The organism is Flavobacterium sp. (assembly GCF_046293665.1).
In the GTDB taxonomy this organism is placed as follows: Bacteria; Bacteroidota; Bacteroidia; order Flavobacteriales; family Flavobacteriaceae; genus Flavobacterium.
This window is the reverse complement of sequence record NZ_JBKBOL010000005.1, coordinates 36,910-61,948: the sequence shown is the minus strand read 5'-3', so window position 1 is coordinate 61,948 and position 25,039 is coordinate 36,910. Positions and strand designations below refer to the sequence as shown.

At 35.1% G+C, this 25,039-nt stretch carries 21 protein-coding genes; 11 read left to right on the top strand and 10 right to left on the bottom strand.

The genetic code is table 11. The annotated features are described in order from the left end of the window. Positions 1-76: 76 nt before the first annotated feature. Entirely contained in the window at positions 77-1,711 is a 1,635-nt protein-coding gene (locus tag ACK4R1_RS08990) for an ABC-F family ATP-binding cassette domain-containing protein (RefSeq protein ID WP_409686068.1), read from the bottom strand. Positions 1,712-1,930: 219 nt separating this feature from the next. On the opposite strand from ACK4R1_RS08990, the gene ACK4R1_RS08985 reads away from it, so the two are divergent. Together ACK4R1_RS08985 and ACK4R1_RS08980 are read left to right on the top strand one after the other, a co-directional pair. Beyond that, positions 1,931-3,166: an MFS transporter gene (locus ACK4R1_RS08985; protein ID WP_409686066.1), complete on the top strand. Its 1,236-nt coding sequence runs from the start codon at positions 1,931-1,933 to the stop codon at positions 3,164-3,166. 27 nt (positions 3,167-3,193) lie between these two features. Next, the gene (locus ACK4R1_RS08980; RefSeq protein ID WP_409686064.1) at positions 3,194-3,814 is read left to right on the top strand and encodes a tetratricopeptide repeat protein; all 621 of its coding nucleotides are present in this window, start codon (positions 3,194-3,196) and stop codon (positions 3,812-3,814) included. A 211-nt stretch (positions 3,815-4,025) separates the two neighbouring features. Here ACK4R1_RS08980 and ACK4R1_RS08975 read toward each other — a convergent pair whose 3' ends face one another. The 5 genes from ACK4R1_RS08975 to ACK4R1_RS08955 all read right to left on the bottom strand — a co-directional run bounded on the left by ACK4R1_RS08975 (position 4,026) and on the right by ACK4R1_RS08955 (position 7,263). Further along, positions 4,026-4,277: a hypothetical protein gene (locus ACK4R1_RS08975; protein WP_409686063.1), complete on the bottom strand. Its 252-nt coding sequence runs from the start codon at positions 4,275-4,277 to the stop codon at positions 4,026-4,028. Between the two features lie 54 nt (positions 4,278-4,331). Beyond that, on the bottom strand, positions 4,332-4,547 hold the full coding sequence (locus ACK4R1_RS08970) for a putative signal transducing protein (RefSeq protein WP_409686061.1): 216 nt from the start codon (positions 4,545-4,547) through the stop codon (positions 4,332-4,334). A gap of 44 nt (positions 4,548-4,591) precedes the next feature. Next, a complete protein-coding gene (locus tag ACK4R1_RS08965; protein ID WP_409686059.1) occupies positions 4,592-5,209 on the bottom strand; it encodes a DEAD/DEAH box helicase in 618 nt (205 codons plus the stop codon). A gap of 67 nt (positions 5,210-5,276) precedes the next feature. After that, positions 5,277-6,440, bottom strand: a complete 1,164-nt coding sequence (locus ACK4R1_RS08960) for a sigma-54-dependent transcriptional regulator (RefSeq protein ID WP_409686057.1) — start codon at positions 6,438-6,440, stop codon at positions 5,277-5,279. A 316-nt stretch (positions 6,441-6,756) separates the two neighbouring features. Continuing rightward, positions 6,757-7,263, bottom strand: coding sequence for a hypothetical protein (locus tag ACK4R1_RS08955; RefSeq protein WP_409686055.1), 507 nt, complete (start codon positions 7,261-7,263; stop codon positions 6,757-6,759). 127 nt (positions 7,264-7,390) lie between these two features. Here ACK4R1_RS08955 and panB point away from each other — a divergent pair, with 127 nt between their 5' ends. The 8 genes from panB to ACK4R1_RS08915 all read left to right on the top strand — a co-directional run bounded on the left by panB (position 7,391) and on the right by ACK4R1_RS08915 (position 18,598). Continuing rightward, complete coding sequence (panB, locus tag ACK4R1_RS08950; RefSeq protein WP_409686053.1) at positions 7,391-8,209, top strand: 3-methyl-2-oxobutanoate hydroxymethyltransferase; 819 nt, start codon at positions 7,391-7,393, stop codon at positions 8,207-8,209. 50 nt (positions 8,210-8,259) lie between these two features. Then, positions 8,260-8,613, top strand: coding sequence for a four helix bundle protein (locus ACK4R1_RS08945; protein ID WP_409686051.1), 354 nt, complete (start codon positions 8,260-8,262; stop codon positions 8,611-8,613). A gap of 33 nt (positions 8,614-8,646) precedes the next feature. Then, positions 8,647-9,336, top strand: a complete 690-nt coding sequence (locus tag ACK4R1_RS08940) for an RluA family pseudouridine synthase (RefSeq protein ID WP_409686049.1) — start codon at positions 8,647-8,649, stop codon at positions 9,334-9,336. Positions 9,337-9,416: 80 nt separating this feature from the next. After that, on the top strand, positions 9,417-10,763 hold the full coding sequence (locus ACK4R1_RS08935; protein WP_409686047.1) for a DUF5723 family protein: 1,347 nt from the start codon (positions 9,417-9,419) through the stop codon (positions 10,761-10,763). A gap of 58 nt (positions 10,764-10,821) precedes the next feature. Beyond that, positions 10,822-12,153 (top strand): aldehyde dehydrogenase, encoded by a 1,332-nt coding sequence (locus tag ACK4R1_RS08930; RefSeq protein WP_409686045.1) that lies wholly within the window; start codon positions 10,822-10,824, stop codon positions 12,151-12,153. 106 nt (positions 12,154-12,259) lie between these two features. Beyond that, on the top strand, positions 12,260-16,216 hold the full coding sequence (locus tag ACK4R1_RS08925) for a PAS domain S-box protein (RefSeq protein WP_409686043.1): 3,957 nt from the start codon (positions 12,260-12,262) through the stop codon (positions 16,214-16,216). A gap of 13 nt (positions 16,217-16,229) precedes the next feature. Beyond that, positions 16,230-17,087 carry a neutral zinc metallopeptidase gene (locus ACK4R1_RS08920; RefSeq protein ID WP_409686041.1) on the top strand — a complete coding sequence of 286 codons (858 nt, stop codon included), beginning with the start codon at positions 16,230-16,232 and terminating at the stop codon, positions 17,085-17,087. A 158-nt stretch (positions 17,088-17,245) separates the two neighbouring features. Further along, positions 17,246-18,598 carry a hydroxymethylglutaryl-CoA synthase family protein gene (locus ACK4R1_RS08915; protein WP_409686039.1) on the top strand — a complete coding sequence of 451 codons (1,353 nt, stop codon included), beginning with the start codon at positions 17,246-17,248 and terminating at the stop codon, positions 18,596-18,598. 24 nt (positions 18,599-18,622) lie between these two features. Here ACK4R1_RS08915 and tnpA read toward each other — a convergent pair whose 3' ends face one another. Together tnpA and ACK4R1_RS08905 are read right to left on the bottom strand one after the other, a co-directional pair. Then, positions 18,623-19,066, bottom strand: a complete 444-nt coding sequence (gene tnpA / locus ACK4R1_RS08910) for an IS200/IS605 family transposase (RefSeq protein WP_409686037.1) — start codon at positions 19,064-19,066, stop codon at positions 18,623-18,625. Positions 19,067-19,144: 78 nt separating this feature from the next. Beyond that, positions 19,145-20,680 (bottom strand): YifB family Mg chelatase-like AAA ATPase, encoded by a 1,536-nt coding sequence (locus ACK4R1_RS08905; protein WP_409686035.1) that lies wholly within the window; start codon positions 20,678-20,680, stop codon positions 19,145-19,147. A 120-nt stretch (positions 20,681-20,800) separates the two neighbouring features. On the opposite strand from ACK4R1_RS08905, the gene ACK4R1_RS08900 reads away from it, so the two are divergent. Continuing rightward, a complete protein-coding gene (locus tag ACK4R1_RS08900) occupies positions 20,801-21,997 on the top strand; it encodes a sensor histidine kinase (RefSeq protein ID WP_409686034.1) in 1,197 nt (398 codons plus the stop codon). 1 nt (position 21,998) lies between these two features. On the opposite strand, the gene ACK4R1_RS08895 is transcribed toward ACK4R1_RS08900, so the two are convergent. Together ACK4R1_RS08895 and ACK4R1_RS08890 are read right to left on the bottom strand one after the other, a co-directional pair. Continuing rightward, positions 21,999-22,904: a patatin family protein gene (locus tag ACK4R1_RS08895; protein ID WP_409686032.1), complete on the bottom strand. Its 906-nt coding sequence runs from the start codon at positions 22,902-22,904 to the stop codon at positions 21,999-22,001. Then, a complete protein-coding gene (locus ACK4R1_RS08890) occupies positions 22,901-24,967 on the bottom strand; it encodes a M1 family metallopeptidase (protein ID WP_409686030.1) in 2,067 nt (688 codons plus the stop codon). The genes ACK4R1_RS08895 and ACK4R1_RS08890 overlap by 4 nt, the downstream gene beginning before the upstream one ends. Between the last annotated feature and the right edge of the window lie 72 nt (positions 24,968-25,039).

Genomic DNA, 25,039 nt, shown 5'->3' with positions numbered 1-25,039 from the left:
AAGTGTACAAAACCCGCCAAGTTCCTAGAATTTGACGGGTTTTATCATAACTGAAAACTGTGACTGTGACTGAACACTATTTTTCTATCTCTTTCAAACTCTCCATTTTTTTATAGGCTAAGAAACCTTTAATATCTTCAAAATGTTCTTTCACTCTTTTGTTTCCAAATTCGAACACTTTTTCGGCCAAACCATCTAAGAAATCACGATCGTGTGATACTAAAATTAGTGTTCCGTCAAAATCCTTTAATGCTTCTTTGATGATGTCTTTGGTTTTCATATCTAAATGATTTGAAGGCTCATCAAGAATTAACAAATTGACTGGTTCCAATAACAATTTGATCATGGCCAAACGCGTTTTTTCTCCACCGGAAAGCACTTTGACTTTCTTCTGAATGTCATCGCCATGGAACATAAAGGCTCCTAAAATATTTTTGATTTGCGTCCGAACTTCGCCTACGGCAATATTGTCAATCGTTTCAAAAATAGTAGCGTTTTCGTCTAACAATGCTGCCTGATTTTGGGCGAAATAACCAATTTGTGCATTATGTCCAACCTCAACACTACCACCATTGATTTCAATTTCTTTCATGATGGCTTTGATCATGGTCGATTTTCCTTCGCCGTTTTTCCCCACAAAAGCTACTTTTTGTCCTCGTTCAATGACTAAATTAGCGTCTTTAAAAATCAAATGATCACCATAAGATTTCTCCAAATCACGCACAATTATAGGATATTGTCCGGAACGTTGCGAAGGAGGAAACTTTAATTTCAAGGCTGAAGTATCGATTTCATCGACTTCAATGGGAACAATTTTTTCTAACATTCTAACGCGCGATTGAACCGCATCCGTTTTGGAAAAAGTACCACGAAAACGTTCAATAAAAGCTTGATTGTCGGCAATGAATTTCTGCTGCTCGTCGTAGGCTTTTTGTTGGTGTATTCTTCTGTCTTTTCTCAACTCCAAATAATGCGAATATTTGGCTTTGTAATCGTAAATTCTACCCATCGTCACTTCAATAGTACGATTGGTAATATTGTCAACAAAAGCCCTATCGTGAGAAATCACCATCACCGCTTTCGCTTGATTGATTAAAAAATCTTCGAGCCATTGAATACTGTCCATGTCCAAGTGATTGGTTGGCTCATCTAGCAAAATTAAATCGGGTTGTTTCAAAAGAATTTTGGCCAACTCAATACGCATTCTCCAACCTCCGGAAAACTCTGATGTCGGACGATTAAAATCTTCTCTTTCGAACCCTAATCCTTTGAGCACTTTTTCTACTTCGGCTTCGTAATTCACTTCTTCAATCGAATAGTATTTTTCGCTTAACTCTGAAACGCGTTCAATCAATTTCATGTAGTCATCGCTTTCGTAATCGGTACGAATAGTTAATTGCTCGTTGATTTCATCAATCTCGGCTTTCATTTGAAACACTTCGGCAAACGCTTTCGAGGCTTCTTCCATTACTGTGCAATTATCGGCGGCTAATAAATGCTGAGGCAAATAAGCAATCACTGCTTCTTTTGGAGCCGAAATATTTCCGCGAGTTGGTTTGTTTTCTCCGGCTACAATTTTTAAAAGTGTTGATTTTCCGGCGCCGTTTTTACCCATTAAGGCAATTTTATCGGTCTCGTTGATGGCGAAAGTGACTTCGCTGAAAAGTGTGGTACCGCCAAATTCAACGGCTATATCGTTAACTGTAATCATTTTTATTGAGTTGGAAGTCAGAAGTTGGAAGTTGGTAAACTTCAATCTGCTGATTTTTTGAAGGTGCAAAGATAGTTTAATTTGGAAATGTATCAATTTGAAAATGTACCAATGTTACAATGACAGACTACCTCAAAAAAAATTAATAACAATAACGTTGTAATACTGATGTCTTGAGAGCTAATAAATTAAAAAAACTATTTTTGCTTATTATAACCAATGATTTCAGCTATGCCGTTATTTGACTATAGTTTTTTGGCCAAAATTTTACCCAAAGCCAAGATTAAAAAAGGTTTTAGAAAAGCCAAAAAGTCTTATCTCAATAGGGTTCGATTGGCTACATCGTTGTTTTTCTTTGGGATGGGATTTTGTTTTTCTACTTGGGCAAGCCGAATTCCTGATATGAAATCGATGTTGCAATTGAGTGAAGCTGAATTGGGAACGATGCTTTTTGCTTTGCCAATTGGACAATTAATTGCGATGCCGTTTTCGGGTAGAATTGTCACTAAATATGGTAGCCGAACTATTGCTATTTTGGGATTATTGCTGTATGGATTTTGCCTGACTTTATTAGGACTAGCAACGGAGAGTTATCATTTAGCCGCGGGATTGTTTTTGTTTGGTTTCTTTGGCAATTTCTGCAATATTGCTGTTAATACTCAAGGTGTTTATACCCAACAATTGTTTGACAAACCTATTATTGGTTCATTTCACGGTTCGTGGAGCTTGGCCGGATTTTTTGGTGCTTTGGTTGGTTTATTGATGCTGGCTTTTAAATTAAATCCATTCCAACATTTTTTGGTGGCTTTTGGTTTTGTTGTGATAATCTTGTTGACTAATTATAAATACATTATCAAAGCCAAATCAAGGCAAGAAGAAGAAAAGTCAAACTATTCATTTTGGAAAAATCCGGACAAAACTTTGTTATGGCTGGGCGTAATTTGTTTTTGCGGCATGGCGAGTGAAGGCATAATGTTTGATTGGAGCGGCGTTTACTTCAAAGAAATTATAAAAGCTCCGGGCGCTTTGGTGGTTTTGGGATACACCACTTTTATGATTAGCATGGCTTCGGGAAGATTTTTGAGCGATATTTTAGTAGGGAAATATGGTGCCAAAAAAATCCTTATTATTAGTGGTTTGGTCATTTCGAGTGGCTTGTACATGGCGGTTTTATTACCTTATATGATTCCGTGTATGATTGCTTTTATGTTGGTTGGTTTTGGCGTTTCCAATGTCGTTCCCATCATTTTCAACGTAGCCGGAAACAATAAAAATGTTCCGACAGGTATTGCCCTAACCATAGTTTCCAGCATAAGTTTCTTGGGTTTTTTAATTGGTCCGCCGTTGATTGGCTTTATCGCAGAATTGACGAGCTTGAGATATTCGTTTGCGATAATTGGGGTTTTTGGTGTGTTTATTTCGTTGTTGGTGGTTCGATTGAAGATTTTTAAATAGTTTAGCTATCCATTAATCCTATTCGATATGCAAAAAAAGCTTTCATTATTTTACGCAAAAGTTATACTTTTTTCTTTGACTATTTTATTCCTTTCCTGCAAAAAAACTTCTGATGATTATTATAATAATGGATTAAAAAGGGCAGAAAAGAATGACCACAAAGGAGCAATTGTTGAGTATGACGAAGCCGTAAGAATAAATCCCAATGATGTTCGATTTTACATCAAACGTGCAATGAGCAAACATGAGTTAAAGGATTATAGTGGTGCAATTAGAGATTTTTCCGAAGCCCTGAAGTTAAAGAATTACACAGATCTATATTACAGCCGGGCAATGATAAGACAAAAAGTTTCTGATTATAAAGGTGCATTAGATGATTTATCAAAAGCTAGTGAATCTGAAAAGGATAATCCTAACTTTTTTTCAATCAGAGGTACTTGTAAATTAAAGCTAAAAGATTATAACGGTGCTCTGAATGATATATCAAAATCGATAGAATTAAAAAAAAATCAACCATCATTATACTATTTAAGAGGCATGGTAAAGCTTTTAATCCACGAAAAAGAATCAGCTTGTGAAGATTTTCACAAAGCAAAAGAACTAAAACATCCTGAAGCTGCAGATTCCGTAAATAAATTTTGTGATTAATTTACCCCAAAATCTCATTCAACTTTTCCTGACGCAATTGATCATCATTTATCCCGCTTGAAGATGGTCTCTTAATGAAATACTATCACTAAGACATTGACTTCGGCTTTTATAGCTCTGAATACGAATCTGAAATATTCGTTTGCCATAATTGGTGTTTTCGGGATCTTTATTTATTGTTGGTGGATTCGACTGAAGATTTTTAACGAGATTAAAACCAAGCAGCCTTTCTTTCATACTTGGTAAACTCTAATGTCTCTTTATTTAGCAAATACAAATATCCAAAATAACAACCTACCAGATAAAACGAATCCAATTTTTTATCTTCTTGTATTTTGATTTCAAAATTATTGATGATATCTATGTTTTGGGTAAAAGAAATTGAATCGCCTATATAAGTTCCATATTCGTAATCCCAAGTACCTTCCATTCTTGCGGGCAAAAAGAAAAACCGATCAATCATCAAAATGAATAATACAATAAGAAAAAATGGTATTATATCAATTCTTTTTTTCATTTAAATACTCAATCGAAATTCTTCAATTACCGGATTGGCCTTGCCATAATCTATTTCTTGAATGAATAATTCTACCGGTTTATTGGTTTGAATACTTGGTATCACATTGGCTTGGTTATTATTTCTAATGACCACCGTAATGTTGGCTTCTTCTAATTTATCTTTTAGAGTAAGGGCGAGAATTTCTTCTCCTGAAAATATTTTGATAAGTCCCATTGTATTGATTACGAATTAAAAATTATGAATTACGAATTAAAACGCTATTCTTCTTCCATTTCGAAGAAAAGCGGTTCTATCATTACTTTTTCGGCGAGTGTTTCTACCCTTTCTGTGATTTGAGAACAAAAGAAAATTCTTTGCGTTTTTTCAACACTCATCATTAATCGTTGAATAATTGCATCATGACGCAAGCGGAAAAGAATATCGGCATCATCTACCACAAACATTTTTACAGTATTGATGTTAAATCCGGCCGAAGCAAACATAGCATTAATCCGATTTGGCGTTCCGATCAGGATGTCTAAACCCATAGAAATAACGTTTTTATCATAATCAATATCGCCTTTGTCATGTACACCAAGTATACTTAAATCTGTATAAGTACCATATTTCAAAAACAACTCTTCCATTTCCAGAACACGTTCTTTATTTTCTACAATAATTAAAGTTCTGGTACTTTCCCCTATAGATTTCTCCATGCGTTGAATGACATTCAGGACAATTGTCGTTGTTTTTCCAGTTCCGCCGGGTGATTGAATTACGGCATCGGCGCCACTTTTAATGGTTGAAAAAGTCTCTTGTTGCATCTCATTGGCTTCAGTTAAACCGTGTTCGATGAGTGCTTGTTGGAGTTGTGGGTTTATTTTTTTTAAGTTCATATTTTTAGTTGTCGGTTGTCGGTTGTCTGTTATCGGTTAAATCCCGAGAACAGAGAACAGACAACTTTTATTTACTGGCAAATAGCTTTACATCAGTTTCCGAAATTTCAGTTCCACCAAGTATAATCAATCGCTCTACAACGTTTCTTAGTTCACGAATATTCCCGGTCCAATCGTATTCTTGCAATAATTTGATGGCGTCTTTGGAAAAAGATTTTGGTGCATTTCCTTGTTCTTCAGCAATTTTCACGGCGAAATGTTCTATCAATAACGGAATGTCATCGCGTCTTTCGTTTAAAGAAGGTACTTTGATTAAGATAACCGCCAAACGATGGTATAAATCTTCTCTGAAACGACCTTCAGCTATTTCTTTTTTCAAATCTTTATTCGTTGCGGCTACAACACGCACATTGATTTTAATGTCTTTATCGGCACCAACTCTTTGAATCAGGCTTTCTTGTAAAGCACGCAATACTTTGGCTTGAGCGGACAAACTCATATCGCCAATTTCGTCCAAAAAAATCGTTCCGCCATCGGCAGCTTCGAATTTTCCGGCACGGTCTTTTACGGCAGAAGTAAATGCCCCTTTTACGTGACCAAACAATTCGCTTTCAATTAATTCTGATGGAATCGCGGCACAATTGACCTCAATCATTGGCGCATTCGCTCTTTCGCTTTTTTCGTGTAATTGATGAGCGACTAACTCTTTTCCGGTTCCGTTTGGTCCGGTAATTAAAACTCTGGCATCAGTTTGAGCTACTTTATCCACCATTTGTTTGATTTGGTTGATTGGTTCGCTTTCACCAATGATTTCGTAGTTTTTAGAAACTTTTTTCTTCAGAATTTTATTTTCTACAACCAATTGCTTTTTGTCTAAAGCATTTCGGACGGTATTTAGTAATCGGTTTAAATCGGGTGGTTTTGAAATGTAGTCAAATGCACCTAAACGCATTGTATTCACCGCAGTTTCCAAATCGCCATGACCGGAAATCATCACCATTGGAATTTCTGGTTTGATTTTTTTAACGGCTTCTAATAGTTCTTCACCGCTCATTTTAGGCATTTTGATGTCGCATAACACCAAATCATAGTCTTCGTTTTTGATTTTTTCAAAACCTTGTTTACCGTCTTCGGCTTCTTCTACTAGGTAAGTATCACTTTCTTCAGAGAGTATTTTGATTAATACTCTTCGGATGGAAGCTTCGTCTTCGATGATTAATATTTTGGGCATAAATTTTTTGTTTCGAGTTTCAAGTGTCAAGCTTCGGGTTGGTTTACCACGAATACACAACTGTTTTTTTTATTTATGAATGGCGCTTTAGCCCTGATTGGAGTGGAAATCCTTTTGTGTCTTGACTTGGGTTTTAACCCGAGGCGAGACATAAAAGATTGTATCGGAAAGCAGGAAAATGGTTTATTCTTTGCCCAAGCCTTTCGCTCCCATCAGTTTTGACAAAAGTAGTATAAAATCGCATTAAGCGACTTACTTTTATGGTATCAAAAACAATTTCTGTGAATTTAAAAAGACGCTTAGAAATTTTATGGAACTATAAAGACATCAATAAACTTTGAAAAACCATCTCATCGCCTGTATTTTCTTGAGCAATCGGTTGGAAGAGATACCAAAGTAGGAAATCAAGCAAATAATCATTGTTCTCGGGCAAAGAAATTATTTTAGTGACAATCTTCGCACCATCAGCCTCTAAACTATAAGAAAGCCAATCTGACACCTCATTGGTAATGACAAATTCTGCCAGAGGATTGTTTCTAATTTTAAGCTGTAATTTGGTGTTTTGGTATTCCAAGGTAGTTTGACTGGAAAACCATTTTTCGGAATAGCCTTTTAAGACTATATTACCTTTATAGTCTGAGATTTGGAATTTGTCTTTCCAAAAACCAAAATGTTGAATGGTATACATTTGTCCTTCAATGTTGAAAATCGCTCCACGCTTCCATTTGGAATACTGCAGTTCTAATTCGCCTATCTTCTTTTCTCCAACCAAAAAAAGGTATTTTTCTTCGGTTATCTTTTTCCAATTTCGATTCGGTTCCATGGTTACTTTTTTTTTCAAATTAGTACATCACTTAAAAAAATAGTTACACCTTTGCTAACTGTAAGAAAGAGATTTTGTGAAATTTTACAATTCCTTTTTATTAACTTTACTTTATAAAAATATAGCAATGTCGACAGCAAAAAAAGATTACAAGAGAATCACTACCAAGTCACTTTTTGACATGAAAGCCAATGGCGAAAAAATATCGATGCTTACCGCTTATGATTTCACCATGGCAAAGATTGTAGATACTGCCGGTGTTGATGTAATCTTGGTGGGCGATTCTGCGAGTAACGTAATGGCCGGTCACGAAACGACTTTGCCGATTACTTTAGACCAAATGATTTATCATGCTTCTTCTGTTGTTAGAGCTATTGAAAGAGCTTTGGTTGTGGTGGATTTGCCTTTCGGAAGTTACCAAAGTGACCCGAAAGAAGCGTTGCGTTCGGCGATTAGAATCATGAAGGAAAGTGGTGGACATGCGGTAAAATTAGAAGGCGGAAGCGAAATCAAAGAAAGTATTAAACGCATTTTGAATGCGGGAATTCCGGTCATGGGACATTTGGGTTTGACGCCACAATCGATATACAAATTCGGAACTTACACCGTTCGCGCTAAAGAAGAAGCCGAAGCAGAAAAGCTAATTGAAGATGCTAAATTATTGGAAAGAATAGGCTGTTTTGCCTTGGTTTTAGAAAAAATTCCGGCGGCTTTGGCGGAAAAAGTGGCCAAAACGATTTCGATTCCGGTAATTGGTATCGGAGCCGGCGGCGGTGTTGACGGACAAGTTTTAGTTATTCACGATATGCTGGGCATGAACAATGAATTCAGTCCGAGATTCCTTAGACGTTATTTAAATTTATACGAACAAATGACTTCCGCAATTGGGAATTATGTGGCGGATGTGAAGTCGAGTGATTTTCCTAATAAGAATGAGCAATATTAATTCAGATTTTTAGATTTTTAGATTGTTGGATTTTTAGATTATTTAGAGATATGCACAGATTTAAAGATTTGGAAATTTGGAAATTAAGTCGAGAATTTTGTTCACATATTTATGCTACAACTGCAAATTTTCCTGATAACGAAAAATTTGGATTAACAAATCAGTTAAGAAGAGCTTCCGTTTCAGTTCCTTCAAATATTGCAGAAGGTTGTTCAAGAAACAGCAACAAAGATTTTTCTAGATTTCTTGAAATTGCTATTGGTTCAATTTATGAAATCGAAACACAATTATTGATTGCTTATGATTTAGGGTACATCAATCAATTAGAGTTGGATAAATTAGTTAATAATTTAGACACTATCATAAAAATGACATCTAAATTTCGTTCTACCTTGACAATCTAAAAATCCAAAAATCTAACAATCTAACAATCGATTTTGAAAATAGTTTCCAACAAAGACAATCTGCAAATTCTTCACGAAGACAATCACATCATTGTGGTTAACAAACGTGTAGGCGATATAGTGCAAGGTGATAAAACCGGAGACAAACCGCTTTCTGAAGTCGTTAAAGAATACATAAAAGAAAAATACAACAAGCCAGGAGAAGTTTTTCTTGGCGTAGTCCATCGATTAGACCGACCAACTACAGGCATTGTTGTTTTTGCACGAACGAGTAAAGCTTTGACTCGTTTGAATGAATTGTTCAGCAAAAGAGAAACACAAAAAACGTATTGGGCTGTGGTGAAAAACAAACCACCAAAGACAGAAGACAATTTGGTTCATTTTCTGAAACGAAACGAAAAAAACAACACTTCTAAAGCCCATTTTAAAGAAGTTCCGGAAAGCAAAAAAGCGAGTTTAGATTACAAAATCATCAAAGAACTCAACAATTATTTTGCTTTAGAAATCAATCTGCATACCGGAAGACACCACCAAATCAGAGCACAATTGTCGGCTATAGGTTGTCCTATTAAAGGCGATTTAAAATATGGCTTTGACCGAAGCAATCCTGACGGCGGCATCCATCTTCACGCCCGAAAATTGGTTTTCATCCATCCGGTAACGAAGGAAACTATAGAAATCATCGCTCCAACACCAAATGAGGTAATTTGGAACGCTGTATAAACTAAAAAGACTACTTTTACGTTTATAAATACGTTAGGATTTTTGAAAACCCAACTGTTATAACCTAAATCAAACCAAGTATGAAAAAAATCATTTTAACCGTATGTTTGCTTATTGGTCTAAACACTTTTGCACAAGACCATTATTCAGGGATTAGCACCTCGAGTCGTATTGGTATTTTGAATGCCAATATTAATCCGGCTGAATTGGCCAATTTGTCCAAAAAATTTGAAGTCAATATTTATGGCTTAAGTTTTAATGTGTCGAATAACAAAATCGCTTTTAGTGATTTCAATTCGGATACCGATTTTGAGCAATTATTGTTTCAAGGTTCAAGTCCGGTAAACGCCCGAATTGATACTGAAATTCTAGGTCCGGGATTTGCAATGCGTTGGCAAAAATGGGGATTTGCTATTACAACAAAAGCCTATGCCAAATTTGACATGGTAGATATTGATCCTACCATCGGAAATGCAATTACCAATAACAATATCATATTAAACACAACCCTTTTAAACAATCCAGGCAATCAAAGACTAAGCGGAACTTCCTACGGTGAAGTTGGTTTGTCTGCGGCTCGTACTGTTTTTGAAACTGAAAAACATCGTTTCAGCGCGGGTGTTACTTTGAAAATACTATTTCCGGGTTCTTACTCTAACTTTGGTTTGAGCAACCTTAACGGAACCGTTAACGAAAATGCCTCAGGGGCTTATTTGACAACCAATTCACCTGCTAGTTTAAACATTGCTTACTCCGGAAATCTGGCGGAAAGTTTTACCAATTTTGATGATTACAGTAAATCTATTTTTGGCGGATTAAACGGTTTTGCCGGAGATATCGGTTTTAATTACCAATGGAAAAAAGGAAAAGATTACAAAGTAAATGCCGGTTTAGCCATTAGAAATATTGGCAGTATGACTTTTAAAGACGATAATAATTCGTCAACCAATTATGTTTTAGACATCCAACCAACTGTTCAAAACCCACAAGGTTTAGATTTGAGCAGCTTTGAAGATGTTGACAGTCTTAGAGATGTTGAGCAGATACTTACTGATAGTGGTTATTTAACACAAACTAGCGGTGAGACTAATTTCAAAGTAAAATTACCAACCGTACTTTCCACTTATGCTGATTTTAGAATTATTCCCAAAATTTATGTAACGGCTTATTTGCAACAAAAGCTAAACGAAGATGCTGGCAACGAGCAGATTACCGTTCCTAATATTTTCAGTATTACGCCAAGAGTAAATTTAGGCTTCTTTGAAACTTATGTTCCGGTTACTTTTAATGAAATATCAGGGACGAATGTTGGCCTTGGATTTAGATTAGGCGGTTTTTATCTTGGTACAAGTTCTTTAGTATCGGCTTTAATTAGCGATAGCAAACAAGGTGATATTTACACCGGATTCCGTTGGGCATTTCTGTAACAAAAAATAAAATTGTCTGTTAAAAAATCCTATATTAGCCTAGCTAACAGAACCTACTATGATTTTTAAAACGGACCTCAATTACAGAAAACAATCGTTACTGAAATTACTAAATGCCGTTCAGGAACAGGAAGTCGAAATCATTCAGGCTTTGTATGATGATTTCAAAAAACCGGCTTTTGAAGCGGTTGTAACTGAAACCAGTTATGTAGTAGCTGAATTAAAACATACGATCAAAAACATCAATAAATGGGCAAAACCTAAATGGGTTTTGCCTTCTTTTTTAAATTTTCCATCTACCGATTATCTGTATAAAGAACCTTATGGTAAAGTACTGATTATCGCACCTTGGAATTATCCGTACCAATTGGCTTTGGCGCCATTAATTGCAGCCGTTGCAGCCGGAAATCAAGTCATAGTAAAGCCATCGGAGTTGACACCGAATACTTCTAAAATTATTGCCAAAATAATCAGCGAAACCTTTGATAAAAATCATGTCGAATGTATAGAAGGCGGCACTGAAGTGGCTCAAGAATTATTGGCACAACGTTGGGATTATATTTTCTTCACCGGAAGTGTTGCTGTTGGAAAAATTATAGCCAAAGCTGCTGCGGAACATCTGACGCCGGTTACTTTGGAATTGGGCGGTAAAAATCCATGTATTATTGAACAAAGTGCCCATTTAAGATTGACTGCCAAGCGAATCGTTTGGGGCAAATTCCTAAATGCGGGACAAACGTGTATTGCGCCCGATTATCTTTTGGTTCACCATAGTATTAAACCAAAATTGATTGATTTTCTTAAAGAAGAAATCATTACAGCTTACGGAGAAAATCCGGAAAAATCACCTGATTTTCCTCGTATCATCAATAAAAAAAACTGGAAACGACAAGTGTCCTTTTTAGAAAACCAAACCGTTCTTTTGGGCGGAAAAACAACAGCTGAAGATTTTTACATTGCTCCTACTTTGTTAGACAATCCCAACTTAGAAAGTTTGGTGATGCAAGAGGAAATTTTTGGCCCGATATTACCTATTTTAAGTTATGAAACTGAAGCCGATTTGGAAGCAATAATTATGCAATATGAAAAACCGCTTTCACTATATGTTTTCACCGAAAACAAAGCTTTTGCTCAAAAAATAATGGCTAACTATTCCTTTGGCGGTGGTTGTATTAACGATACCGTAATTCATTTTGCCAATAAAAGATTACCCTTTGGCGGTGTTGGTCACAGCGGCATAGGCGCTTATCACGGAAAACTTAGTTTTGATCTTTTTTCCCATCAAAAAGCAGTGGTGAAAAAAGGGAATTGGCTTGACATTCCGTCTAGATACGCACCTTACAAAGGCAAATTAAAGACTATGAAAAAGTTATTAAATTGGTTTTCTTAAATTAAGATTTTAAAAAGCGAACAGAGTTTTTATTTTTGTGTATATTTAGTGCGAAAGTTAATATTTTAAATTCATATTGTTTAATTGATTAAACATCTGCCATACATTGAGTTATCTTTTTTCATTTGCCAATATCAATAGTTATATAATAATCGGTTTATTATTGATTATCTCATTGCTATTTTATACAGCCATCCACAAAACTTTACACAAAAAACTAAACCTCAGTAAAAGCTACTCAGAATTTGAACCCAAAGAAGAACAATTTCGAATTTATTTTCTCTTTTTTGGAATTACGATTCCATTGATAGAAACTATAGTTGATGTTTTTCAATTGCGGGCTACGCAGCACGTTGGAATTAATTTTACCGTTGGAGCACTGATGTTGCTGTTTTATTTTTTATGTAGTCAATATGATTATTTCCACAAACGAATAACCATCATTTTCCCTTTGTTTTATCTTGGTTATTTCTTCTTTATTGGCTACAACTTATTCTTTAAGCCTTTTGAAATCATCTCTTACGCGAGTTTTATTGTTGCTTTTTTTCTTTCCTATTTTGTGGCTAAAAATGTACTTCAATATTGGATTTTTGTCTTAAGCATTTTTACATTTTTAATCTTTAGCTATCAAACAGAGTTGATTGAAACCAAATTGACTGTTTTATTGGTTTGTACCTTTCTTTCTACTGTAGCCATTCATATTTCAAGACACTTAGCGCTATTGGAGACCAAAAACAAATTTCTTTTTTCCGACATTATTGTCAACAATGGAAATTCGCTGATTATGACAGCCAATACCAAAGGTGAAATTTCATTTTGTAGCGAATCAATAGAAACTATTTTAGGATATAAAGTTAAAGACGTATTAGGAATGGGCTTCTGGAAACTAACCGAAGATCCCGAATTTATTGGCGAAGCCTATCACGAAAATTTCATCAATGACCGAACTTACATCCGAAAATTAAAATGTAAAAACGGCGACTATAAATTCATCCAATGGAAAGACAAAAAGTACTCAGATGATGTAATCATAGGCATTGGACAAGATGTAACAGAGCAAATAAAAATCAAAGACCAATACCGTAGTTTGATAGAATCGGCTGCCGATTTAATCTACGAAATTGATTTGAACGCAATGGTTACCTATGTAAATCAATTCGCCGTAAAAATGCTCAATTACGAAAAAGAAGACATCTTAAGCAAGCATTTTTCCAATTTTGTCCGTGCAGATTATCTTGACTATGTAACTGATTTTTACAAAGAAATACCCGAAAGCCAAGAATACAATGATTTAGTGTTTCCGTTGCTAAAAAAAGACGGAGAGACCATTTGGGTTTCTCAAAAAGTGACTTTAAAAAGAAATGATTTTGGCGAAGTTATTGGCTATTCGGCCATTGCCAGAGATATTACTTTGGTTAAAAATCTAGAGATCGAACATTACAATCGAAGTAAAAAAGTTAGAATTCACAATGAAACATTAAAAGTTTTAACTTCTCAAAGTTATTCCAACAAAGATACGTTTAACGGAATTCTCAAGAACATACTCAAAGTAGCATCAACAAATTGTTCAATTGATCGCGTTGGTTATTGGTCATACATTCCGGAAGGATTAAAATGTGAAAGCTTGTATTATTTAAAAAGTGACCGTTTTGAGAAAAACTTTTTCTTAGGAAAAGAAGCATATCCCAACTATTTTGAAAACATTGAAACCGGTATGCAAATCGTAGCTTCGAATGTTTACAACAACTCAATTACCCAAGAACTTTGCTATGATTATATTCCCAAAAACGGTATTATGTCATTGCTTGACACGCCAATATTTATCAATGGAAAAATAATTGGAATACTGTGTTTTGAGAAAACCGAAAATGCTTTTGAATGGGACAATGAAGACATCAACTTTGCGCGTTCTATAGCCGATTTAATAGCGATTGCCATCGAATCACAATTGCTACTCGAATCAGACAAAAAGCTGTCTTACAAGAGTGAAATTTTGACCGTAATCAGTAAAAATATTGACAAATTCTTACTCAACAAAAACACTGATGAAACCCTTAAAGGCATTGTAAATGAAATTGGGAAAGTATTGAAAGTCGATAGGATTTCTTTTTTTGCTAAGAATGAAAAAGACATTCTTTACTATCAAAAACACCGTTGGTTAGCCACTGAAAATGGATTTGCACAACCAAGAGAAACATTGCAGAACATAACGCCAAATATGCTTTCCTATGTGATGAAATTCATGGAGGAAAATTATTATTACGCTGCTATAGTCAGAAAAATAAAAGATGAAACCACACGAAAATTCTTAGAAGCTTTTGAAATTAAATCTGTTTTGTTTCTTCCTATTTTTGTCAAAAATGACTTGCACGGCTTTTTAGTTTTTGATGATTCTACTCTTGAAAGAGCTTGGTCTATTGATGAAATTACGATATTACAATCATTGGCTAATAACATTTCTTCTGCGTTTGAGAGAAACATCAATGAAGGTATCATCAAAGAAAGTGAAGAAAAGTTTAGACTTTTAGCCAATAACATTCCCGGAACGGTTCATCTTTCAAAATATGATGAAAAATGGTCAAAAATTTACCTTAATGACGAAATAGAAAAACTCACAGGCCATCCTAAAGAAGATTTCTTGAACAATAAAATATTTTACATCGATTTGGTACATCCTGATGATATAAATATCGTTAAGGACAAAGCAGATGAATTATTTAAAAACAAGCAAAAAGTTCATTTAATCTATAGAATAGTCAATAAATCAGGACAATCAATTTGGGTAGAAGAATTTGGCGAACCTATTTTCAAGAACAATGATATTGTATATATAGTTGGGATTTTCATTGACATCACCACAAGAATAGAAGCCGAAGAAGCCATCAAAGCGAAAAATTATGCAGAAGCGGCTAATAGAGCCAAATCAGAATTCTTAGCCAATATGAGTCACGAAATCAGAACGCCTTTGAACGGAATCATAGGTTTCACTGAACTGTTGATGAATACCAATTTGGAAAATATCCAAAAAAAATACATGAATACCATCAACCAATCAGCTAACTCTTTGATGGAAGTTATCAATAACATTCTCGACTTCTCTAAAATAGAATCAGGCAAATTGGAACTCGATGTTGACAAAATCAATATCACCGAATTACTGAATCAAGTAGTAGATTTGATTCAATATGAAGCCAATCTCAAAAACCTAAAACTCAATCTAAATATTGAAAAAGAGGTTCCAAAATACATTTGGGTAGATTACATTCGCCTAAAACAAATCTTAATCAACTTGCTAAGTAATGCTGTTAAATTTACGGAAAAAGGCAGCATAGATTTATCTGTTACTACCTTCAAAGTAATCGACGAAGACAGTATTCAATTACAATTTGCAGTTAAAGACACGGGAATCGGCATTAAAAAAAGTAACCAACTAAAAATATTTGAAGCATTCTCTCAAGAAGACAATTCAACATCTAAAAGGTTTGGCGGAACCGGTCTAGGGCTTACTATTTCAAACCAACTTTTGAGTTTAATGAATAGCAAATTAGAGCTAACCAGCGAACCTAATAAAGGAAGTGAGTTTAGTTTTATTTTAGATGTAACTTATTCTAATTTATCTACAGAAAACAATAAATCGATTGATTATTCAGAAAAATCAAACCATGCTTCAAATGTTATCACCACAGCAGACAAAGTTATTTTTATCGTAGAAGACAATAAAATTAACATGCTTTTAGCCAAAACATTGGTCAAACAAATTTTACCAAATGCACAAATTATAGAACTCGAAAACGGTAAAGAAGCTTTTGAAAAAGTACAAACTGTAACGCCTGATTTAATTTTGATGGACATTCAAATGCCCATTATGAACGGTTATGAATCAACCGTAGCCATCAGACAATTGCCAAATGCTTCAGACATTCCAATCATAGCATTAACCGCCGGAACAGTGGTTGGTGAAAAAGAAAAATGTATAGAAAACGGAATGAACGATTATATTCCGAAACCAATAGATAAAGAACTATTAGAAAAAATCATTAAAGATTTAATGAAGTTGAATTAAAAATTACAAACTCATGAAATGGCAAAAAAAAGAAAGTGAGAATTTTGAAGACCGTAGAGGCATGTCTGGCGGTGGCAAAGCACTTTTAGGTGGCGGAGTTATAGGAATTATAGTTTTGTTACTCCAAATGTTCGGTGGCGAAACCGGACAAACCATAGGCAATATAATCCAACAAACGCAAGGAACCGAAACACAAGTTGAAGGCACAAAAACCCGAGAATTATCAGCTGAAGAAAAAGAATTGGGAGAATTCTCTAAATCTTGTTTTGTGTACAACAACGAAACTTGGGCTACAATTTTCCAAGAAAACAATATGGATTTTGAAGAGCCCGGCATGGTCATTTTTGACGACGGTGTCAACACAGGTTGTGGGAGTGCAACCTCGGCTTCAGGCCCTTTCTATTGTCCGGCTGACAAAAAAATATACATGGATTTACGCTTTTTTGAAGAATTAAAAACCCGATTTGGAGCCCAAGGTGGTGATTTTGCCATTGCTTATGTAATCGCACATGAGATGGGACATCATTTGCAAACTATCTTGGGAACTTCCGGAAAAGTTCGTCAGTTACAACAAAACAAAAGCAAGACCGAAGCAAATAAACTTTCGGTTGCCTTAGAATTACAAGCTGATTTTTACGCCGGTGTTTGGGCACATTACAACAAAAACCTTTTGGAAGAAGGCGACATAGAAGAAGCTTTGAGTGCGGCTCATGCTGTAGGTGACGATGCCATTCAAAGCAAAATGCAAGGTCATGTTCAACCCGATAGTTTCACCCATGGAACTTCGGAGCAAAGAATGTATTGGTTCAAAAAAGGTTACAGCTCAGGCGATATTAAACAAGGCGATACTTTCTCAGCACTAATCGATTAAAAAAATCAGTTATTTTTAACAAAACTCACAATTTAAAAATTAAATGTCGCCTTTTTTGCATATATCATAAATCGTGTCTAACAAGCTAATTTTAAAGACAATTTCAATTCATTTTGAGGTTGTCTTTTTTAATTTTGTAATGCAAAAAACGAAAATAAATGAAAGCAGGCATCGACAGTATCGCATTTGATATTCCGCAATTATACCTACCAATAACTACTTTAGCGGAAAATAGAAACATTGAAGCCGACAAGCTTATCAAAGGCTTGGGTTTACACAAAATGAGCTTTTTGGATGTTCATCAAGATGTAGTCACCATGGCTTCGAATGCGGCTTTAAAACTCATCCGACAAGAAAATTTAAACCCAAAAGAAATTAACCGAATTTATGTGGGAACCGAAAGCGGAGTCGATAGTTCAAAACCTGTGGCTTCATATGTTGTATCGAATTTGGAAAATGTTTTAGGCGAAGGCAGTTTCCGAAATTGTGATGTAGTCGATTTGACTTTTGCCTGCATTGGAGCGATTGATGCATTGCAAAATTGCCTCGATTACATTCGGTTAAATCCAAACAAAAAAGCGATGGTAATTGCTTCTGACAATGCCAAATACGATTTAAATTCGACGGGAGAATACACTCAAGGCGCCGGTGCTATTGCGATGCTAATCACTGCTGAACCAAGAATTTTGAGCTTTTCAAATGAAGTAGGTGTTTCAACAGAAGGCGTTTTTGACTTCTTTAAGCCTCGTCGTTCTGTCAGTAAAGAAGATTTACCTTTAAACCATAATCCCGAATGGCATGGTGTTTTAGAAAATGAAATTTCAATCTACAAAGAACAACCGGTATTCGACGGACAATATTCGAATCAGTGTTACATCAACCGAATTTCTGAAGCCTATGAACATTACAAATCCGAAAGCAACCAAAGCGGAAAAATCTATGAAAACTGGGCAAATATTTTAATGCATCTTCCCTATTGCTTTCAAGGCAGAAGAACTTTTATCAAAATTTTTGCCAAAGAAAATCCGGAATTATTAGATGCTCAAGTCGGAGAAACCACCAAAGACAAAATCAAAGCCTTAGCCAAAAGTCCGGAATATTTAGCTTTAGTAAATGACAAGATTTTGCCTTCTGAAATCGCTTCAGGACAAATTGGGAATATTTACACCGGTTCTATTTTCTTAGGATTATTGTCCACGCTTTGTTATCATTTCAAACAAAATTCAGATTTGACCAATAAAAAATTGGGATTCATCGCCTACGGAAGCGGTTCCAAGTCAAAAGTCTTCGAAGCCGAAGTTAATACTGAATGGCAATCAGCCATAGAAAAAGTAAAACTTTTTGAGGCTTTGGAACAATGCAAAGCTATTGATTTCCTAATTTATGAAAAACTCCATAAAAAAGAAGTAAAACAATCTGTTATTGCTCCGAAAAATGAGTTTTATTTGGATTCGATTGAAAAAGAAAATCCGGTATTGGTTGGCGCGAGGTATTATAAATTCAAATCATGAAATGATTTTGACTTGGTTCCGACTTCAGTCGGAACACTCTTTGTCAGTAAACATCTCCTCAATCTCGTCCTCAAAAGATTTTTTTCCATGGTGTTTTTCTTGATTTTTGATATAATTCCTAACCTTATTCAAAACTGATTCTGAAACCGAAGAAGCATAAAATCCTTCTTGCCATTCAAATTTTCTACCGCTTAAATTCGGAAACAAATGATTGTTTTTGTTAATCCAAAATGAAGATTCACCTTTGATAAGTTGCATTATTTTATCAACACTCTGATTAATATTCAGTGCAATTAAACAATGACAATGGTCTTCAAAGCCATTAATAAAATCAATATAAATTTCTTTTGAAATGGCATTTTCTTTGATGTGCTTCCAAATCAATTCACGAGATTCCTTTGTGTTTAAAAAAGGAGTTCTGTTTTTTGTACTCCAAACAAAATGGATGTATATTTTTAAATAGGGCATAAATCTTATTTTATAATTAATCTTCATTTAAAATCCTCCAGCTGAAGCTGGAGGCAAGGCAGTATAATTTTTTCAAAATTATCCCAACCAACCCTCTCTATCTAAACTCCGATATTGAATCGCTTCTGCAATATGATTAGAACTAACAGTTTCCGCTTGTTCTAAATCGGCGATAGTTCTTGAGACTTTCAATATTCTGTCATAAGCCCTAGCAGATAAATTCAGTCGTTCCATGGCCACTTTCAAAAGCTGTAAGGAAGTGTCGTCTAAAGCACAATAAGTTCTGATTTGTTTGGTACTCATTTGTGCATTGTAATGAATGTTATCCAATGCTTCAAACCGTTGTGATTGAATTTCTCTGGCTTTGGTCACGCGTTCCCGAATTAACACACTACTTTCTGCGGGACGAGTTTCAGTAAGTTTTTCAAATGGAACCGGCGTGACTTCAATATGTATATCAATTCGGTCTAATAATGGTCCGGAAATCTTGCTTAAATAGCGTTGCATTTCAGCTGGTGATGAACTAACCGGCGCATCAGGATCGTTGAAATAACCTCCCGGACTAGGATTCATACTCGCAACCAACATAAATGATGACGGATAAGTAATGGTGAATTTGGCTCTAGAAATCGTCACTTCTCGGTCTTCCAACGGTTGTCGCATCACTTCCAAAACTTCTCTTTTAAACTCAGGTAGTTCATCTAGAAACAAAACACCATTGTGTGCTAAAGATATTTCTCCAGGTTGCGGATAACTGCCACCGCCAACAAGCGAAACCGATGAAGCTGTGTGATGCGGACTACGAAAAGGTCTTTGGTTCATCAAACCGGCATCTTTTATTTTGCCGGCTACGCTATGAATTTTAGTGGTTTCCAATGCTTCTTTCAAAGTCATTGGTGGTAAAATACTCGGTAATCTTTTGGCTAACATCGTTTTTCCGGAACCTGGTGGACCAATAAGAATAATGTTATGACCACCCGCGGCAGCAATTTCCATGCACCGTTTGATGCTTTCCTGTCCTTTCACATCGGCAAAATCAAATTCGGGAAAATCAAGTGTTTTATAGAACTCATGTCGGGTGTCGATTACCGTAGGTTCTATCGTTCCTTTACCTTCAAAAAAATCAATGACTTGCAACACATTTTCTACGCCATAAACCTCTAAACCGGTTACAATAGCTGCTTCTTTTACATTTTGAATCGGTAGAAAAAACCCTTTAAAACCTTCTTCTTTGGCTTTAATGGCAATAGACAAAGCGCCTTTTATGGGTTGTAAGCTTCCGTCAAGTGACAATTCACCCATAATGACATATTGACCAACTTCATCGGCTTTAATTTGTCCGGTGGCGGCTAAAATTCCGATAGCCAAAGTCAGGTCATAAGCCGAACCTTCTTTGCGCAAATCGGCTGGCGCCATATTGATGATGATTTTCTTTACCGGTAAACTATAACCATTGTTTTTTAATGCCGCAGCAATGCGATAACTACTTTCTTTAATAGCATTATCAGGTAACCCAACTAAATGATAACCAACACCTTTGTCAATATTGACTTCTACAGTTATAGTTGTTGCTTCTACCCCAAAGACAGCGCTTCCAAAGACTTTTACCAACATAAAATACTTACATTTTTAAACAAATATAAGTATTGTTTTACAGATATAATTGCAATACTTTAAAATAATTTTAATACTATTAGTTTCAATTTAGTATTAAATTTGTATAAACCTACCATTATGACAACTACCAAACAAATCCTCAAAGAAAATAGACGCCTCAGAATACTCGAGGAATACAAAATCTTGGATACTGAGAATGAGAGTGATTTTGATGAAATAACAAAATTAGCTTCTGAAATATGTAATACTCCAATTTCATTAATCTCATTTGTTGACGCTAATCGACAGTGGTTTAAATCAGCTCATGGTTTGTCTATCAAAGAAACACCAAAAAATGTGTCTTTCTGTGCACATGCCATTCAAAGTGATGAGATTTTCATAGTAGAAGATGCCCGTGAAGATAATCGTTTTAAAAATTCACCCTTAGTGACTGAAGATCCAAATATTGTTTTTTATGCGGGAATTCCTTTAATGGATGCAGAAGGTTTTTCACTGGGAACTTTATGTGTTATTGATCATCAAACTAAAAAATTGAATAGTTTCCAGGAAAGAGCACTAAAAACACTCAGTAATCAAGTAATCAAGTTAATGGAACTCAAAAGATTAAATTATCAATTGAATGTTAGAAATAATATTTTAGACAATAACTACAAATATTTAGAGAGTTTTTCTCATGTAATATCACATGATATAAAATCACCTTTGAACAATATTTTGAGTTTAACTAACCTACTTCAAGATGGATTTGGCGAAAAAATAGATGATGAAATTAAAATGTATATAAACTTCATACAAGAATCTTCATCCAAATTAAAGGATTACATTGATGCAACTTTAAAAACCTATAAAGAAGGAAATATTTCTGTCAATGATAAAAAATTCTTCTCTCTTAATAGTGTCGTAAAAAACTGTAATAAGTTGCTCAATCCCACCAAGGAATATGAAATTAATTTACATCAAAATATTGAAATATTCAATCACAAATCCTACTTTGAACAAATCTTATTAAACCTCATCAGCAATGCAATCAAATACAATGACAAGCCTAAAGTAATCATAAATATTGATGTTGAATTTGAAGATGGTTATTGTAACTTGAGCGTTAAAGACAATGGAATTGGCATAGAAAATGATAAACTAGACAAAATATTTGATATGTATACGACTTTGGATAAAGTCGACCGATTTAACAATATTGGCACCGGAATTGGTCTTTCAACAGTTAAAAACTTGGTAGAACGAATAGATGGAGAAATAAGTGTTAAATCAAAATTGGGTGAAGAAACCGAATTTATTATCAAATTTAAACCCTAAATCACTGCACATTATCACTCATCAATTCACTCTTGTTTTTAGCATACTGATAGCCTTTGTGCCACCAATCTTTCATTTTGTCTTTGTTAAAAATCAATGCATTATCTGTCAATTGTGTTGGTGTATAGTATAAATTGAGTTTAGCATCTTTGTTCTTAGCCGCCAATTTCCCAATAGTGATATCATGTTTTTCTACTTGTGTCAAAAGTGTTTGAAACAAATCAATCATCAAAGAAAAAGGATTGCTACCAATCTTTTTGGTACGAACTTGAACTTCGGTTTCCAAAATAACTACGTCGACTTCAGTAGCACCACGCTTTATAGCTTCGCGTATCGGAACCAAACTCGAAAATCCGCCATCGCCATATTCGTAACCATTTTTGGTGACCAAACTCATAAACGGAATGTAATTACAGGAAATCCAAATCCATTCGCAAAACTCTTCGTAATCATAATCTTTAATCGATTTGTATTCGACTTCGTTTTTGGAAAGATTTGTGACTGTAACAACAACTTCGCAAGCAGTTGATTTGAGCAAAACAAACTCTTCTCGGGTAAAATTTTCTTTAATGTATTCCAAAAGTTTATGGCTTTCGCCAAAAGTTCTCCTGCCTTTTAAAAATTGTTTCAAAACGTTCCAATGATTGATGGAAACGGTTTCATGTGGTGTGTTTTTATTTTTAACGACAAACGGACTAATGTCAAAAATACTGCGCATATTGACATTAGAATAGATATTGTAAATCTTATCAACTTCACCCAAAGCCAAGTGCGGAATTAACAAACTACCGGTTGAACTGCCTATGAGAATATCATACTCACAACCATTTTCCTGCATCAGATATTGCGCCACGCCACCGGCAAACGCCCCTTTACTTCCACCACCCGAAATCACTAAGGCTCTCATGGTTTTTCGCTTAACAGTTTTTGCAGTTGGTTTTTATCGGCTTCGGGTAATGTGGGTAGTAACGTCTCAAAAGCAGTACGAAAACTATCTTCTTTCAATAATTTTCTGATATTGTCACGACCAAACTTGCTGAACTGCCATTTGTGATGGGTTGTAGCATTGACCAAACTTTTTAAAACTGCAGTATCTTTATTATTAATAGACAACATATTGACAATGGCATTTTGGCGCACCGAGCTTTCATATTTAGCCGAAGTATAATCCACTAATTCATTGTAAAATCTTGATTTTTCTTCACTTTGATTTTCATCTGAAAGAATGGAAAAAGTTAAAAACAAAATCCTCAAACTCTTGTCATTTCCACCAATCCAATCTTTTGCTTTCGATAAATAAACGCTTCTGCTTTCCGGAAAGTTTTTCCACAAATTCATAAAAGCAATTTCTTTGGTTTCATAAGAAGCATCGTCTAACAATGATTCATATTGCGATTTAAATTCTAACGGAATTTCAGTGGTAAATTCTGCTACAGTTTGACGAACCTTGATGTCATTAGTTTGCATAGCCAAAGTCAAAAAAGCAACCTTATCGCTAAACGCAATGTCTTTCAATTGGTAAACAATCTCAGTTTTCACAGGATAAAAAGCATCGGATTTCAATAAATCTGTAAACTTTTGTTGGTTCTCTGTCAGTGACTTTTTACGCAGTTGCTGGGTTTCAAAAAGCATTCGCATAAAGGCATTTTTCTTTAACAAGGCATTGGCTTCTTCGGTTTGAAAATGATAATCTTCGAGCCAAACTTTTTTGAATTCATCTGTATTGAATGCAGGCGCAACTTTCTTGATTTCGGCTAAAAACTCATCTGTTTCGACATTCTTATACTGGTACTTTTTCAAATAGGTTTTGACTGCTTTTTGGAACAATTTCGGACCAATAGCTTCGCGAATGACATGCAAAGCCCAAGCGCCTTTTTGGTAAAACGACAACGAACTTGCTTTTTCATGCATTACCGGAATCGTATCGGTTTTGGCTGCATTTTTCAACTGCAACGACGTTCGATACAATTGATGGTAAAAATAATCCTCACCAAAAACTTCGCGTTCCGCTAACAAAGCGTAATAAGTCGCAAAACCTTCTTGTAGCCAATGATTTTTCCCTGATTTTGCCGTAACCAAATCACCAAACCATTGGTGTGCCAACTCATGTGCGTTGACATTGACATAATTTCTATCGTTAAAACCAATCTCATCCACTACAAAATCTTGGGCAAAAATGGTACAACTCGTATTCTCCATGCCGGCATAAAGAAAATCTTCAACGGGAACTTGCTTGTAAATTTGCCATGGATATTTATAACCGATTTCTTGCTCTAAATAATCAAATATTTTTTTCGAATGTCTGTACGTTGATTCAAACTTCGCCGTGTCTTTCGGTTGGATAAAAAACTGCAACGGAATACTAGATTTTGAAGCGATGACTTTGTTCCTGAAATCGCCAATAACAATAGCCAATAAATAGGAAGACATTGGTTTTTGCATTTCATAAAGCCATATTTTTTTGTCTTTGTCCGGAAATACTTCCTTTAAAACACCATTGGCCAATACATTACAATTTTTATCATAAATCACATTCAAATTAAAAACCACTTTTTCATTGACATCATCAAAACTCGGTAACCAATGACTGGTGTATTTGCCTTGTCCTTGTGTCCAAATTTGGTTGCTTCCGGCGTTAAAATACATGGTTTGCTTAGGAAATGCTTGATAGGCAAATCTGAGTTTATTTTTTCCTTTTGTAAAACCTTCAAATAAAACCAACTCTTTGTTGCTATTTTTAAATTTTACCGGTTTTCCATTAATCTCAACTGTGCTAAAAGTCATATTCACCGCATCAATTCTGATAGAATCAATAGCCGAAATCACTTTGAATTCATAGACAACAACGCCATTCACTTTTTTAGTATCCATCTCGGGAATTAACGAAGCATTGCATTTAATAAAATCAACTTTGGTCGTTTGTTGAGCGAAAGTTAAAGCGGTAAATAAAAGGAAAAATAGTAGGCGCATATTTGAATGTTTAGTTGTTACGAATATAAGCATTTTCAAATCTTCAAATTAAAAACTATCTTCGCTTTAACA